This window comes from Mediterraneibacter sp. 210702-DFI.5.30 (assembly GCF_020560115.1).
Taxonomy (GTDB): Bacteria; Bacillota; Clostridia; order Lachnospirales; family Lachnospiraceae; genus Mediterraneibacter; species Mediterraneibacter faecis.
In genome coordinates this window covers 74,051-89,074 of record NZ_JAJCME010000012.1, presented here as the reverse complement: position 1 = coordinate 89,074, position 15,024 = coordinate 74,051, and the positions used below count along the sequence as shown (strand labels likewise).

At 41.1% G+C, this 15,024-nt stretch carries 10 protein-coding genes; 1 reads left to right on the top strand and 9 read right to left on the bottom strand.

Translation table 11 applies throughout. From position 1 onward, the window contains the following. Nucleotides 1-93: 93 nt before the first annotated feature. The 4 genes from LI126_RS12035 to LI126_RS12020 all read right to left on the bottom strand — a co-directional run bounded on the left by LI126_RS12035 (nt 94) and on the right by LI126_RS12020 (nt 6,839). Nucleotides 94-618, bottom strand: a complete 525-nt coding sequence (locus tag LI126_RS12035) for a VanZ family protein (protein ID WP_227159207.1) — start codon at nt 616-618, stop codon at nt 94-96. Between the two features lie 71 nt (nt 619-689). Further along, nucleotides 690-2,054 (bottom strand): MATE family efflux transporter, encoded by a 1,365-nt coding sequence (locus LI126_RS12030; RefSeq protein ID WP_227165472.1) that lies wholly within the window; start codon nt 2,052-2,054, stop codon nt 690-692. A gap of 212 nt (nt 2,055-2,266) precedes the next feature. Next, nucleotides 2,267-4,750 (bottom strand): PspA/IM30 family protein, encoded by a 2,484-nt coding sequence (locus LI126_RS12025; RefSeq protein WP_227165471.1) that lies wholly within the window; start codon nt 4,748-4,750, stop codon nt 2,267-2,269. A gap of 16 nt (nt 4,751-4,766) precedes the next feature. Continuing rightward, nucleotides 4,767-6,839 (bottom strand): efflux RND transporter permease subunit, encoded by a 2,073-nt coding sequence (locus tag LI126_RS12020; RefSeq protein ID WP_227165470.1) that lies wholly within the window; start codon nt 6,837-6,839, stop codon nt 4,767-4,769. Between the two features lie 251 nt (nt 6,840-7,090). Here LI126_RS12020 and LI126_RS12015 point away from each other — a divergent pair, with 251 nt between their 5' ends. Then, nucleotides 7,091-7,696: a TetR/AcrR family transcriptional regulator gene (locus LI126_RS12015; protein ID WP_227165469.1), complete on the top strand. Its 606-nt coding sequence runs from the start codon at nt 7,091-7,093 to the stop codon at nt 7,694-7,696. A gap of 542 nt (nt 7,697-8,238) precedes the next feature. Here LI126_RS12015 and LI126_RS12010 read toward each other — a convergent pair. The 5 genes from LI126_RS12010 to LI126_RS11990 form a co-directional block, all read right to left on the bottom strand. Next, the gene (locus LI126_RS12010) at nt 8,239-9,177 is read right to left on the bottom strand and encodes an alpha/beta fold hydrolase (protein ID WP_227165468.1); all 939 of its coding nucleotides are present in this window, start codon (nt 9,175-9,177) and stop codon (nt 8,239-8,241) included. A 10-nt stretch (nt 9,178-9,187) separates the two neighbouring features. Next, nucleotides 9,188-10,558: a citrate/2-methylcitrate synthase gene (locus LI126_RS12005; protein WP_227165467.1), complete on the bottom strand. Its 1,371-nt coding sequence runs from the start codon at nt 10,556-10,558 to the stop codon at nt 9,188-9,190. 181 nt (nt 10,559-10,739) lie between these two features. Beyond that, nucleotides 10,740-11,612, bottom strand: coding sequence for a 16S rRNA (adenine(1518)-N(6)/adenine(1519)-N(6))-dimethyltransferase RsmA (rsmA, locus tag LI126_RS12000; RefSeq protein ID WP_020436330.1), 873 nt, complete (start codon nt 11,610-11,612; stop codon nt 10,740-10,742). 16 nt (nt 11,613-11,628) lie between these two features. Further along, the gene (locus LI126_RS11995; RefSeq protein WP_054753133.1) at nt 11,629-12,390 is read right to left on the bottom strand and encodes a TatD family hydrolase; all 762 of its coding nucleotides are present in this window, start codon (nt 12,388-12,390) and stop codon (nt 11,629-11,631) included. Nucleotides 12,391-12,691: 301 nt separating this feature from the next. After that, nucleotides 12,692-14,962 (bottom strand): hydratase, encoded by a 2,271-nt coding sequence (locus LI126_RS11990; RefSeq protein ID WP_015528694.1) that lies wholly within the window; start codon nt 14,960-14,962, stop codon nt 12,692-12,694. Nucleotides 14,963-15,024 lie beyond the last annotated feature (62 nt).

Genomic DNA, 15,024 nt, shown 5'->3' with positions numbered 1-15,024 from the left:
TTTAATTGTCAATGTTTTTTATATATTTCATGCAATTCAGAATATTCTGAAAAATCAGCATCTGCGTTTCCAAATGCTACGAATATTGCATGCTTACTTATTTGCCACAAACAGCGCACTCAACAATGCAATTCCAACGATTTCAACCACTGCTCCAACTACATTGATTACACGCATTCTTTTCTTGGATAATATTTTTCCAAAAAGTACAAAAAGTAATGTCCCCAATACACCACCAAGTGTATTTCCAAGTAAATCTGTAATATCACTTACTCCAATTGAAAATATCCACTGTATAATCTCAAAGCTCAAACTTATTAGAAATGATGCACCAATCCCCTCCCACCATTTTCTTTCTCCAAAAAATGCAGTAAAATATACTCCTGCCGGAACGAAAACAAGTATATTATATACCACTTCTTTTATATGCATTATAGGCTTAACGCTTGTTTCATAATGAAAAGGAATCAAATTTAATTGTCTCAAATGTGGGATTTCTTCTATAGCAAATGCAAATTTAAACAGCACAAGCCAAGTTAGCAAAAGAAGATATACTCCAAATACGATACATGATATCACTTTGGTTCTATGATTTTCCCATTGTTTTTCTTTTACCATTTTCCCTTAAACACCTTTCTCATATATGCTTTATCGTTTCTTATAAAAGAATAATAGCAGGCTTTTCTTAATCAAAGCCTGCTATTATCCTTAAGTATTCTTGAACTTCTTGTAATCCAGAAGAATGTTGCTACAAAGATAATACCTTTTACAATGGATGTTGATGAAACTGCACACCAGATTCCATTAAGTCCGAGTGCTGTTCTACAAAGGAGAATTGCCAATGGAATTCTCGCTCCTGTAAATATAATTGAAATCACACTGCACAGATGTGTCTTTCCAAGTCCGGACAATGCCCCAACCGTCATAAGCTCTACGCACATAAATGCTTCACTGAGTCCTACGATTATAAGGTAATCCACTGCGATTTCAATTGCTGTTGCTTCATGGAAAAAAATTCTTGCGATTGGTTTTGGAACAAATACAAATATTGCTGTAATTATCAATCCCCAAATACCAACTGTCCATAAAGATGCTCTGTATCCCTTCTTGACACGATCCATCTTGTTGGCTCCATAATTCTGTCCAACAAATGCATTCAGCGCCGCAGCGAATCCATCCGCCGTATTCCATGAGAGCGATTCAATCTGACCACCGACTCTCTGTACTGCAACTGCCTCAGCACCAAAGACGGATACCATACGTGCAAGTACCATTGAGATTACACAATAAGCCATTCCCTGAAGTGCTGTCGGAATTCCGATCTTGCAGATTCCACTTACATATTCCATCGGAATTCTTGCAAACAGACGAATTCCTTTTAATACATTATCCTTCTTCTGCACAAAGATTCCGATAATCATCACACTCATTACAATTCCCTGCGCTGTTACAGTCGCAATCGCTGCACCTGCCACACCTAATTCAGGAAGTGGCCCCGGTCCAAGGATCAGTACCGGATCCAGAATCATATTGATTACCAGGCCGATCAGATTCGCAATAAATGGAGTCTTTGAATCTCCCTGTGCAGTATAAATACCTGTCAACGTAAATGTCAGAAATGAAAATACGATCAAACCACAGGCAATTCTTGTATAAGAAAATGCAGCCGCAATTGCTTCTGCATCATCCAACTGAAAGAAGCCGATCAGTCGATGTAAAAAAAGCAATACAATTGCCGCATATACTAATCCCATCAATGTAGCTAACTGTACTGCGGTCTGCGCATATTTATTCGCCTCGTCTCTGTTTCCTTTTCCAATATGCTGCGCCACTTGAACCTGTCCACCCATTCGAGCCATAGATGCCAACCCCTGTGACAGCCAGGTGTACATTCCTCCGACACCAACTCCGGCAACTGCCTTCGAACCAAGCAGACCGATCCACGCCATATCTGTAAGATTATACAATGTCCCTAAAAATGACGATGCCATAATCGGTATCGCCAGCTTTGTCAAGGTCTTTAGAATAGGACCCTTTGTTAAATTTCCTTCCATCTCTTCCTCACATACCATAATTTCTACTATCAACTTATTCTACTGTGCATTCAATAGCATCTCTATAGACAGACTACTATATAATGGTATTTTTTGCAATCCTTTCTTGTGATGGCAAATTCCAAAACGAAAAACGGAGTGAACAGTAACAAAACGGAGAAATCCTGGTCGGGGATTTCTCCGTTTTTCCTATATTATAGAGATGATACGATTTACTCGATTGCTTCTGTCTCGATTACGAATTTCACGCTTCCTTCCATTCCGCTGTCTTTTCCACTGAATGTTGTATAAGTACAATCATCCGATGTAAGTGCATCGAAACGGTCAAGTACATCACCGAGTTCGTCTTCTACTGTGCTCTTTAATTTGCTTGTTCCTTCACGGTCGAACTTCTCCATACCGTCTGCGAGTTCTCTTGCTCCTGACTGAAGAGTTGCTGCACCTTCACGAAGGGCTGCGCTGTTCAGTGAAAGTTTTGCCGCTCCGGATGACATCTGGCTTCCCAATGTATTCAGTCCGCTTGCCAGCTGGTTTGTTCCGCTCTGAAGTGTCTGAACTCCTGCTACCAGTGTTGAACTGTTAGCTTTCAGTTTGTTGGCTCCTGCTAAAAGTGCATCATTATTTGCACTCAGCTGTGAGAATCCGCCGTTCAGTTCAAGAATTCCTGTAACTGCTGCCGGGAACTGTGCCTGTACAGACTCATTTAATGTTCCGAGATTAGATGAGAAGGATCCGATTGCTGCATTCAATCCCTGCATTCCTGCGTTCAACTGATCTACTGATGCGGCCAGCTGTCCAAGTGCCTCTGTCGGAAGCTGTGACTTCATAGCTGTAATAGACTCTAACTTCTCTTTCATTTCCGGTAATTGAGCATTCAGATCATTTGCAGTCTTTTTAAATGTTTCCATAGATGCTGCAATCTCTCCCATTTCCTTCTGAATTGGAGTTGTGTCAATTGACGGAAGTGACACTGACACTTCACTTGCCTTCTCCAGTCCAAGCAGTCCATCCGCTGCATTTGATGCCGCATTCAGCTTATCAATTGCTGCTTGAAGATCTGCCTTTGCTGTCTCATCTGTTGTCTGATCTTTCTTTGTCTGTAATTCACTGATTGCTGAATTGATAGTTGCTTTGCTGCTTGTTGCTGCACTCTGCGCTGCATCTACTTTATTATTGTAATCTGCAATCTTCGCATTCAAATCATCTACTGCACTCTGACAAGTTGTGTCCAAAGTAGCAAGCTGCTGATTAATTGCTCCAAGCTGCTGACTCAGACTCTGTAAATTACCCGCTATATTCTGAACCGGTACTGCAATTCCATCATTCAATGCTGTTTCAAGCTGCTCTGTCTGCTCGATCATTTCATTTCCGGTTGTAAGCATGTTTTCAACCTGACCCAAAAGTGCCTGCACTTCCTGGCTTCCAAGGGATGCCTTAAGCTGTGCTGTACCTGCTGCCAATTGTCTTGACGCTGACTGAATATCTTCTGTCGCACTACCTTCTCCATCAATTGCTGCATTCAGCTGACTGATCGCTCCCTGTACTGTTTTCAGTCCGCTGCTGAGCTGGCTCAGTTTCGCGGCACCTGCTGCCAGCTGCTGTTCACCGCCAATATAAGCTGTAACTCCGTCAGCCAGTGCATTTGTTCCGTCTGTATAATCCTGCACGCCTTTGACTACTTTATTGACACCATTCACATACTCTGTCACGCTTCCGTTCAGTTCTCCATTGCTTCCAAGGTACTTCTGAATTGCATCATTCAAAGTATCCGCACCTTCTGTATAGCTGTTGACACCGTCTGCAAGTGTTCCGGCTCCGTCTGCAAGTGTGTCAGATCCACTTACTAACTGAAGCGCTGCATCTTCCAGTTCATCTAAGGAACTCTTCAGTGAATCAACATCTACGATATTATCAAAATCAATGTCATCAAGAAGATCGGTAAGTGCCACTGTAAATGTAGAAGACATTGTGAAATCTGTCACATCAGCTTCCACGCAGAGACTTTCCGGGATTGTCAGATCTTCTGTTTTGCTTTCGTCCAGATTCAAACTTTCTTTCATGCCAGGCATTCCGAATCCGACTACGATATTCTTGCTTCCATCAGAAATAACTTTTCCGTTATCAATCGTAACATTGCTAAATGTTTCATTCGGAAGGATCATTCCCGTCATCATAACAAATGGTGTGTAAACTTCTTCTTGTTTTCCATCTACGCTGACTGTTTTCTTCTCTTTATTTGTATAATCCACCTGAATCTTCAGATGTCCGCTTTTTCCTTTCAGATCTGCCGGTTTGATTTCTTTTCCGTCTAGATAGTAAGTAAACTTTACAGAAACCGGAAGATCCTGATCTGTTGTTCCCTGATAATAAATATCTTCACCGTCTGTATTCCATGTCAATGTATCTCCGGATGCTTTGAATGTTTCATCACCTTTTACATTCTTAATATCTTTCAGAGTACTTGCATCTGTCAGACTTCCTGATACACTGCCTGAATTCTTCAGCCAGTTAGATACTGTTACTTCATCAATTGTTCCTGTTGCGTCTGCATTTACATAAACTGTCTCTTCCTTATAAACTGCATCTGCGTCAGAACTTGTTCCTGCAGCAAAGACCGGCACAGCGCCCATCATTACTGACATTCCAACGGCAAGAGAAGTTGTGAGTCCACGTTTGATTTTTCTGTTTTTGTTCATGATTCTTACATCCTTTCTACTTTTTTCCACCGAGGAATCCGATGGACGTCTTACATATTACTTTGTCAAATATCATAAACATCGCCGGCAATATCAGGATTACAACAACCATACTGATAATCGCGCCTCGCGCAAGCAAAGTGCAAATAGAACCGATCATTTCAACCTGTGAGTAGCAGGCTACTCCAAATGTTGCCGCGAAGAAACTTAATCCGCTGCTGATAATTGACGGCATACTGGTTTTATGGGCAATACTGATTGCTTCCATCTTATCTCGTCCACGCTGACGCTCTTTCTGATAGCGGGTCGTCATTAGAATTGCATAATCTACAGTTGCTCCCAACTGAATTGCTCCGATTACTATACTTGCAACAAATGGAAGGCTTGTTCCCTGATAAAACGGGATTGCCATATTAACCATAATTGCAAATTCAATAACTGCCACCAATATGATTGGCAGTGATATTGATTTGAAGATAATCATAATAATGATAAATATCGCTGCAATTGAAAGTGCATTTACATTTACCAGATCTACATTGGTTACATCCTCCAAGTCTTTCATCAAAGGAGCTTCTCCAATTACCATCGCATTTTTATCATAAGATTTTACAATCTTATCGATCGATGCAATCTGTGTATTGACTTCCTCTGTTGCCGATTCATATTCCGAGCATACAAATGCAAGCTCGTAATCATCGCTTTGCAGCATTTCTTTGATATCATTTGGTATCATAGAGTCCGGCACTGCCGGTCCGATCAGCGAATCCATACTGATCGTCCACTTGACACCCTTCACAGAATCAATCTCATCGAACATTTTCGACTTCTGTTTTGCATCCATACTTCTATCTAACATAACCATATGAATATTACTCATATCAAAGTCTTTCTTAAGTTCTGTATTCGCCACATTACTGTCCAGTGTGGACGGGAGTGAATCTGCAATGTTGTAGTAAATCTTTGTGTGATTATTTCCATAAATAGCCGGGAATAAAAGTACCAGGAAAACAACGATCCATACTTTATAGTGCTTTGTAATAAAAGCTGATGGCTTATCCATGTTGCTGAGCAACAGTTTATGTTTTGTCTTCTCAATTGGTTTATCAAATACAAGAACCAGAGAAGGTAAAACTGTTACGCAACAGATCACACCGATCAATACGCCTTTTGCCATAACGATACCAAGATCTCGGCCAAGTGCAAATGTCATAACGCACAACGCTACGAATCCGGCTACTGTCGTAACAGAGCTTCCTGCCACAGACTTAAATGTATTGGAAATCGCATGTCCCATGGCACGTTCTTTCTCTCCCGGAAAACGCTTCTTGTTTTCCTCGTAGCTGTTCAAGAGGAAAATGGAATAATCCATTGTCACACCCAGCTGCAATACCGCAGTCAATGCCTTTGTGATATACGAAGTCTCTCCAAAGAAAATGTTGCTTCCAAGATTGTAGAGAATCGCAAGCCCAATACTGATCAGAAATAAGATCGGTACTACGAAAGATCCGCTTGTCAGTTCAAGTACGACCAGACTTAAAAGTGCTGCAATCACCACATAAACCGGAAGTTCTTTAAGTGCCAGATTCTTAATATCTGTAACAACTCCTGTCATACCGCTGATAAAGCACTGATCATTCGCCAGCTTTCTCATCTGTCCGACAGCATCCATAGCTTCATCAGAAGATGTTGTATTATCAAACAATACAAGCATCATCGTGGCATCGCCTTTGAAAAACGCCTCCTTTAAATCCTTTGGGATCATCTCCACCGGAAGACTGATATCAGCTACATCGTCATACCAGAGTACATCTTTTACATGCGGTACTTCACTGAACTGATCTTCAAGCTTCTGAACATCCTTCATGTCCATGTTCTCTACCACAACCATGGAGAAAGCGCCCATTCCATACTCATCCACCAGAATATCCTGACCCTTTACTGTCTCCAGATGCTCCGGCAGATAACTGAGCAAATCATAGTTTACACGTGTCTTTGCCATCCCGATGACCGACGGGATAATCAGAAGAAATCCGATGATCAACATCAGAACTCTGTGTTTGGCAATCCATTTGCCAACTTTAACCATTTGTATCATCTCCTATACTGTCTCACTACTCAAGTCTCTTATAGTATAGCGCGAAATGACTATTAGTCAATATTTTTTTGTTAAAAAATGAAAAATGGTCATTTTTATTGACTTTTGGGAATTTTGTGCCATACTAGTAAAAAGACAATAGGAATTTTTCACAGAATGTATTTTTATGAAAACCTCTTATTGGCAAAGTTTGTATTATATATTACAATCACTAAAGACACACAAAGGAGGTCATTGAGATTATGGGAAAAGTAGATGATAATAAAAAACAGAAAATGAATACACTGCTCCAGACTGCATTTGACCTGTTCACCGGAAAAGGCTTTGCCAAAACAACTGTATCCGACATCGTGAATCAGGCCGGTCTGGCAAAGGGGACATTCTATCTTTATTTCAAAGACAAGTATGATTTAAGAGATAAATTGATCGCATACAAAGCCTGTCAGCTTTTTGATGATGCACACAAGCAGCTTGAAGGGACTGAGATTAATTCTTTAGAAGAAGAGATTCTTTTTTTAACAGACTATATTATTGACCGTTTCCAGAAACAGCAGTCCTTGTTAAAATTTTTGTCAAAGAATCTCTCCTGGGGAGTTTTCCAGGATGCTGTCGGAACAGGTTCTGTAGTGTCCAGGCAATTTTATGATCACTACAGAAATTCACTTGTAAAATATAACGTAAACTGTGAGAATCCGGATCTCTTACTTTTTACACTAATTGAATTGATCAGTTCAACAAGTTACAACTGTATCCTTCATGAGAAACCTGTTTCTATGGAAGAGTACAAACCTTATCTTCATAAATCACTCAAGAAGGTCTATGAAGTGTTTGTAAGCGTTCAGGATTAAGTTTATTTTATTTAATTTATTTTTCTTTTAATATTTGAACATAATTTTGACACATTTTCTGTCTATACTAAGACTCAGATAGTTGATAAACAACTATCTCCCCCCTCATAAAGTAATGGCATCCCGGTGTGCCGGGATGTCGACTTTACTCTCATTCCTTTAGATAATAAAAAGAAGACCCGATTGCCGATCTGCTGAAGCAGTGAGGTGCTTGGGTCTTACTTTTTGTGTTTTCATATGATGTCGTGCAGGATTGTTTTATATATAACACCACCTATATTCTGGCATCATCTAAGTTATCACTGCAACGCGAAAGCCCGCTAACCTTTCGGCTAACGGGCTTCGTTGTGTTTATAGTTATCTAAAGGAATGAGAGTAAAGTGTTGACACTTTCCTGTGTCACAACTTTATGAGGGGGGGAAGATAATTGATTTTCTCTTATCAACTATCTTGATATTAGTATATCCGGAAAATGTGTCAAAAGTATGAGTGCTTTCTTAAAGAAGACGAAAAAATATAAACAGATTATGAAAAAATATAAACTAATAATTTATTTTTCTACGTTCTTCCATCCACTCGAGAAGATCTTCATATACCTGCTCCCGATCTGTCTCGTTGAGCAGTTCATGACGATCACCGGCATACAGTCTTAGACCGATGTCCTGAATTCCGGCCGCTTTGTATTTCTCATAAACCTTCCTTACGCCTTTTCCGAATCCTCCAACCGGATCTTCGGCACCGGCTGCGAAAAGGATTGGAAGCTGCTTCGGAATCATATAGATACTTTCTTTTTTCTCCATTATAAGCATCCCGGTAAACATGCTATAATACGCGTTCACTGTAAAGACAAAGGAGCACAGTGGATCTGAAATATATTTTTCCAGATGTTCTTCATCACTGGTTACCCAGTCCGCGCGTGTCTTTGGATTCTTGAATTTCCTATTATAGGCACCGACTGCCATTCTATCCACCAGTTTACTTTTATAATGCCAGCCACGGAACATCGCCAGTGTCCTACACAATCTTCTTCCAAACTGAAGTGTCGCTCTCTGCTGATCTGCTACAACTCCGATAAACATTGCTCCCGCCAGCCCATTTCCATACATCTGTACATACTGGCGCAAAAGACTTGAGCCCATGCTATGTCCTAACATAAAGTAAGGTACATCCGGATATTTCTTCATCGTCCGCTGACGAAGTGTATGCATATCTCCGATCACGCATGCATTTCCATATTTTTCATTAAAAAATCCATACTCCGACTTGCTCTGCACAGATTTTCCATGCCCTAAATGATCGTTTCCAACGACATAATATCCATGACTACACATGAATTCTGCAAATTCATCGTATCTCTTAATATATTCCACCATTCCATGGCTTAACTGCAGGACAGCTTTCACTTCTCCTTCCGGTTTCCACTCAATCGTATGGATCTCCGTATTGCCATCCTTTGAAGGGAAATAAAACTCATCTCTCATCGTTCATTCACTACCTGTCATCTAATTTGATATAATCACGATATGGTGCAAGCGGCTTATAAGCCGGACGTATGATCTTATCTACATTCTTCAACTCTTCCAGTCTGTGTGCACTCCATCCAACGATACGTGCTGCCGCAAAAATTGGAGTATATAATGCCGGTGGAAGATCAAGCATGCTATAAACAAGTCCACTGTAGAAATCTACGTTCGCATTAACACCTTTATACATCTTACGTCTCTCGCTAATGATCTCCGGTGCCATCTTCTCTACTTTCTCATACAGTGCATATTCTGCCTCGTGGCCCTTTTCATATGCAAGCTGCTTTACAAACTTCTTGAAGATCTCCGCTCTTGGGTCGGATACAGAATAAATCGCATGTCCCATTCCATAGATCAGGCCTCTCTTATCAAACGCTCTCTTCTCCAGCAGTGCCTCAAGGTAAGCTCTGATCTGATCATCATCCTGCCAGTCTGTCAGCTGCATCTTCATATCTTCAAACATCTGTGTTACTTTCACGTTCGCACCACCATGTTTTGGTCCTTTCAAGGACGCCATAGCTGCTGCCATTGTAGAATAAGTATCTGTTCCTGAAGATGTAACAACATGCGTTGTAAATGTTGAGTTGTTACCACCGCCGTGATCCATATGAAGAACAAGAGCCATATCAAGGATCTTCGCCTCAAGTTCTGTATACTGACGATCTTCTCTGAGCATCATCAGAATATTCTCTGCCATAGACAGTTCTTTCTTCGGTGCATAAATATACAGGTCTTCACCCATTTTATAATTGTAAGCAAGATAGCTGTAAACCATAAGCATTGGGAACTGGCTGATCAGGTTCAGACTCTGACGAAGTACATTCGGAATGCTGGTATCATCCGCTTTGTCATCGTAAGAATAAAGCTGAAGAATACTTCTTGTAATACTGTTCATCATATCACGGCTCGGAGCCTTCATGATCACGTCACGTACAAAATTCGGTGGAAGCATCCGGCGGTCAGCTATCATATCCTTAAAATTCTCAAGTTCCTTCTGATTCGGAAGCTCTCCAAAAAGAAGCAGATATGCAATCTCCTCAAATCCAAAATGTTTCGCCTCAAGGAATCCGCTTACAAGATCTTTAATATTGTAACCTCTGTAATAAAGATTACCTGCACACGGTACGGATACACCGTCTACAATCTTTGTTGCACACACATCGGATATATTCGTCAATCCGGCAAGTACACCTTTACCGTTCAAATCTCGAAGTCCTCTTTTTACCTCGTATTTGGTATAGAGTTCTTTGTCAATTGCATTGTTCGTTTCACATTTCAGAGCAAGTTCTTCAATCTCCGGAGTGATGTCAAAAAATATGCTGTTAATATCTTTGGCCATGGGCTCTTCCTCCTTCTCTTGTTTCTTCTAATGTCTTTTATCTTTTAATTATACTAGATATCCGTCTAGTAAACAATTAACTGAATATTAAATCTTTATGAATCAAAAAGTGAAGAAGAATAAAGTTGCTGTCCACTACATTTTTGTAAACAGCAACTTTGTAAATTCCTTTAATATTATTTTATCTGCAATCATAAAGAAAATCTGCCAGCTTTGCAAATTCTTCCAGCGTAAGGGCTTCCCCTCGAATAGATGCTCCTCTTCCGAGTGCTTCAATCGCTGCCTCGATTTCTTCCTTCGTGTAGTCAAGTTCTGCCGAATTCTTCAGTCCATTTGCCAAAGTCTTTCTTCTCTGGTTAAAGGAGGCACGGATAATACGGAACATAAGCTTTTCATCCTTTACCTTCACCGGTGGTTCTTCATAACGTTCCAGACGGATTACCGCAGATCCAACCTTCGGACGAGGCATAAAGCAGTTCGGTGGTACATTTGCTACAATATATGGTTTCGCATAATATTGCACAGCCAGAGACAGTGCACCATAGTCCTTCGTTCCCGGTCCCACCTGCATACGGTCTGCAACTTCTTTCTGAACCATAACTGTAATACTCTTGATCGGAACATGATTCTCAAAAAGTCCCATAATGATCGGCGTTGTAATGTAATATGGCAGGTTGGCCACAACCTTGATCGGTTTTCCTCCATTTTCCTCTTCTGCAAGCTTTGCAATATCTACTTTCAGAACGTCATTGTTAATAACCCGGGCATTGTCATAATCTGAAAGCGTATCTTCCAGAATCGGAATCAGTGCCTTGTCAATCTCAACTGCAACAACTTTTCTCGCTGCACATGCCAGATACTGTGTCATCGTTCCGATTCCCGGTCCGATTTCCAATACAAAATCATCTTTTGTAATCTCTGCTGCCGCAATAATTTTGTCCAGTACATGTGTATCGATCAGAAAGTTCTGACCGAACTTTTTCTGGAATACGAAATTATATTTCTGTAATACTTCTATCGTATTCTGTGGATTTCCAAGTGTTGGTTCTTTCATCTCATCTCTCCATTTCTTATAATTGATATAAATCCCTTGCATTCTTCTCTGTCTGTTCGATCACCTGCTCCGCAGAAATGCCTTTTAGCTCTGCGATCGCTTCTACAACATATGGCAGGTACAAGGACGAATTTCTCTTTCCTCTGAATGGTGTCGGTGCCAGATACGGACAGTCTGTCTCAAGAACAATTGACTCCAGTGGAATTTCTTCTACAATCTCTTTTAACTTCTTTGAGTTCTTGAATGTCACAACACCGCCGACTCCGATGTAATATCCCATCTTTACATATTCTCGCGCCATCTCAAGGCTGTAAGAATAACAGTGTATCACACCTTTGAGTCCTTTTCCATGTTCTTTCATAATTTCCATCGTATCAGCTGCCGCCTCACGGCTATGGATCATCACAGGTTTGTTCATCTCTCGCGCAAGATCCAGCTGTCTGATGAACCAATGTTTCTGCAGATCATGCCCTTCTTTATCCCAATAATAATCAAGTCCGATCTCGCCAACCGCAACGATCTTTTCTTTCTTTAATAATTCTCTCATTCGAGCGAAATTCTCTTCATTCAGTGCACCGACTTCGTCCGGATGTACACCTACTGATCCATATATAAATGAATACTTCTCTGCGAGTTCTACTATCTTATCCCAGGACTCTACTGTCGCCGCTGCATCCACAATTGTTCCAACGCCGCCTGCTGCCATACTGCTTAGTAGCTCATCTCTGTCTGTGTCAAACTGCTCATCATCATAATGCGCATGTGTATCAAATATCATTTTATTTACCGCCTATTTTCAATATTTCTAATCTTGTGCTTTATTTTACCACAAATAATTCTTTCCGTCTTCATATAATACATCCATCGCCCCAATGTCCAAGGTTCTCAAGTTCCGCACAACTAACTAAATCAGACATTTCATAAGCAGATTTTTTCATTCTTATACCTTAACGTGTTACATTTTATTTCGTTTTAATACTAGCATGTGAAAATTTAATTAGCAAGATAAAAGCAGCGAGATACAGGTCATTCCCCATATCTCGCCGCTTTTCTTTCATTTTATCATATTTAATGATTGACTAATGATTTCTATAGTAATTGATCAGACATCCGTCAAGAATGATCTCACGCTCTGCGTCTGTAAGATCTCCCAGCTTAAGGTTCAGTTCTTTGAGTTCATCACCTACAACATAAGCTTTGATCACATCCGCTTTCTCTTCTACTGCTTTTCTCACATTAGGAACAAAGATGTAATCTCCGTTCTTGAAGGAAAGTGCTTCATGATCTTCTTCTGTCAGGAATGGGAGCATTCCCCAGTTGATCAGGTTGGAACGATAACGCTTTGTTGCATACTCTGTTGCGATGTTTGCCCATCCTCCAAGTACTTTCTGACAGGAAGCTGCCTGCTCACGAGCAGATCCGTCTCCTGGTTTTACTGCGAAGATTGTACTTCCGACACCAAGGTTACCCTTGCCAACTTCCGGATATGTCTCGTGAATCTTATCCATCACCGGTTTCAGTTCTGCAAGTGCATCTACCGGACATTCATCTGCTTCAATTGCTTTCTGAGCTTTCTGTACTTCTTTCGCACGTCCGACGTATGCAGGATCTTTTCTTGAAAGAGCGAACTCTGCAAGTCCCAGTGGATTAGAACGGTAAGAAGATGTCTCTCCGGACGGAATCAGCTCATCTGTTGTTGTAACAGGATCATGGATCTCAGATACAACCTTCACAAGCAGGTTCTGTGGAAGTGCTGACATTGCCGGCCAGTCCTTAATGTTTGGTCCAAATTTAATCTCAACGCTTGGATCAGCAACGCCCTTGCTGTCAAATACACGGTTTGCATAAATGTTCTTATCAAAGTGATATTTCTGTCCTTTGTACTCTACATCCATTGCTGTTGCCGGTGTTAAGAATCCCTTGTTTGCTGCTGTTGCTGCGATAGAACGAGCATCCATCAGTGCTACAGAAGAGATCTGTCCGTTCTGCAGCTTACTTCCTTCACGGTTCGGGAAGTTTCTTGTTGTATGACGGATAGAGAATGCGTTATTCGCCGGAGTATCTCCTGCTCCGAAGCACGGTCCACAGAATGCTGTCTTCACAACAGTTCCTGCTTCCATAAGATCTGCAATTGCACCATTCTTAACAAGTTCCATATAAATCGGTGTACTTGCCGGGTAAACGCTGAATGTAAATTCATCTGCTCCGATGTTCTTTCCTTTGATGATATCTGCAGCTGCACAGATATTTTCAAATCCACCACCTGCACATCCTGCGATGATTCCCTGCTCTACATAGAACTTACCGTTTCTGATCTTATCCTGCAGAGAGTAATCAACTGCACCGTCAAGACTTACAAGTGCTTTCTGCTCTACATCATGAAGGATGTCTGCCAGATTTGCGTTCAGTTCATCAATTGTATAAACATTGCTTGGGTGGAACGGCATTGCGATCATTGGCTTGATCTCGCTTAAGTTCACATAAACCATACCGTCATAATATGTAACTGCTCCAGGATTCAGTTCTTTGTAATCTTCACTTCTTCCGTGAATATCATAGAACTCCTGAATCTTCTCATCTGTTTTCCAGATAGAAGACAGACAAGTTGTCTCTGTTGTCATAACGTCGATTCCGATACGGAAATCTGCACTAAGCTTGCTGACTCCAGGTCCAACAAACTCCATAACCTTGTTATTCACATAGCCATTCTTGAATGTAGCTCCGATGATTGCAAGAGCAACGTCCTGCGGTCCTACACCTTTCATCGGCTCTCCGTCTAAGTAGATTCCGATCACGCCCGGCATCTTAATATCATAAGTCTTGTTCAGAAGCTGTTTCACAAGCTCCGGTCCACCTTCACCCATAGCCATCGTTCCGAGTGCTCCGTAACGTGTATGGCTGTCAGATCCAAGGATCATCTTTCCTCCGCCTGCAAGCATCTCACGGGCAAACTGATGGATAACTGCCTGATGCGGTGGTACATACATACCGCCGTACTTCTTCGCACAAGTTAATCCAAACATATGATCATCTTCGTTGATTGTTCCACCAACTGCACAAAGACTGTTATGACAATTTGTAAGTACATACGGCATCGGGAACTTCTCAAGTCCTGATGCACGTGCTGTCTGGATAATTCCAACAAATGTAATGTCATGGGATGTCAGCTTATCAAAACGGATCTGCAGACGCTCCATGTTCTCGGATGTATTGTGTGCCTTTAAAATACCATATGCCATTGTGTTCTGAGCGGCTTCTTCCTTCGTCAGCGGAACCTGCACATTTCCTGTGTCTTCTACTATCTCTGTTCCATTGAGAAGATATACGCCATTCTCGTACAATTTAATCATGTAAAGACCTCCTTCAATCTGATCTATAGTTTTGAAATAACTGCTACCATATTAACATATTT

Coding starts and splice junctions, on each gene's coding strand:
- LI126_RS12035 (WP_227159207.1), bottom strand. CDS start 618: ATGGTAAAAGAAAAACAATGGGAAAATCATAGAACCAAAGTGATATCA.
- LI126_RS12030 (WP_227165472.1), bottom strand. CDS start 2,054: ATGGAAGGAAATTTAACAAAGGGTCCTATTCTAAAGACCTTGACAAAG.
- LI126_RS12025 (WP_227165471.1), bottom strand. CDS start 4,750: ATGAACAAAAACAGAAAAATCAAACGTGGACTCACAACTTCTCTTGCC.
- LI126_RS12020 (WP_227165470.1), bottom strand. CDS start 6,839: ATGGTTAAAGTTGGCAAATGGATTGCCAAACACAGAGTTCTGATGTTG.
- LI126_RS12015 (WP_227165469.1), top strand. CDS start 7,091: ATGGGAAAAGTAGATGATAATAAAAAACAGAAAATGAATACACTGCTC.
- LI126_RS12010 (WP_227165468.1), bottom strand. CDS start 9,177: ATGAGAGATGAGTTTTATTTCCCTTCAAAGGATGGCAATACGGAGATC.
- LI126_RS12005 (WP_227165467.1), bottom strand. CDS start 10,558: ATGGCCAAAGATATTAACAGCATATTTTTTGACATCACTCCGGAGATT.
- rsmA (WP_020436330.1), bottom strand. CDS start 11,612: ATGAAAGAACCAACACTTGGAAATCCACAGAATACGATAGAAGTATTA.
- LI126_RS11995 (WP_054753133.1), bottom strand. CDS start 12,390: ATGATATTTGATACACATGCGCATTATGATGATGAGCAGTTTGACACA.
- LI126_RS11990 (WP_015528694.1), bottom strand. CDS start 14,962: ATGATTAAATTGTACGAGAATGGCGTATATCTTCTCAATGGAACAGAG.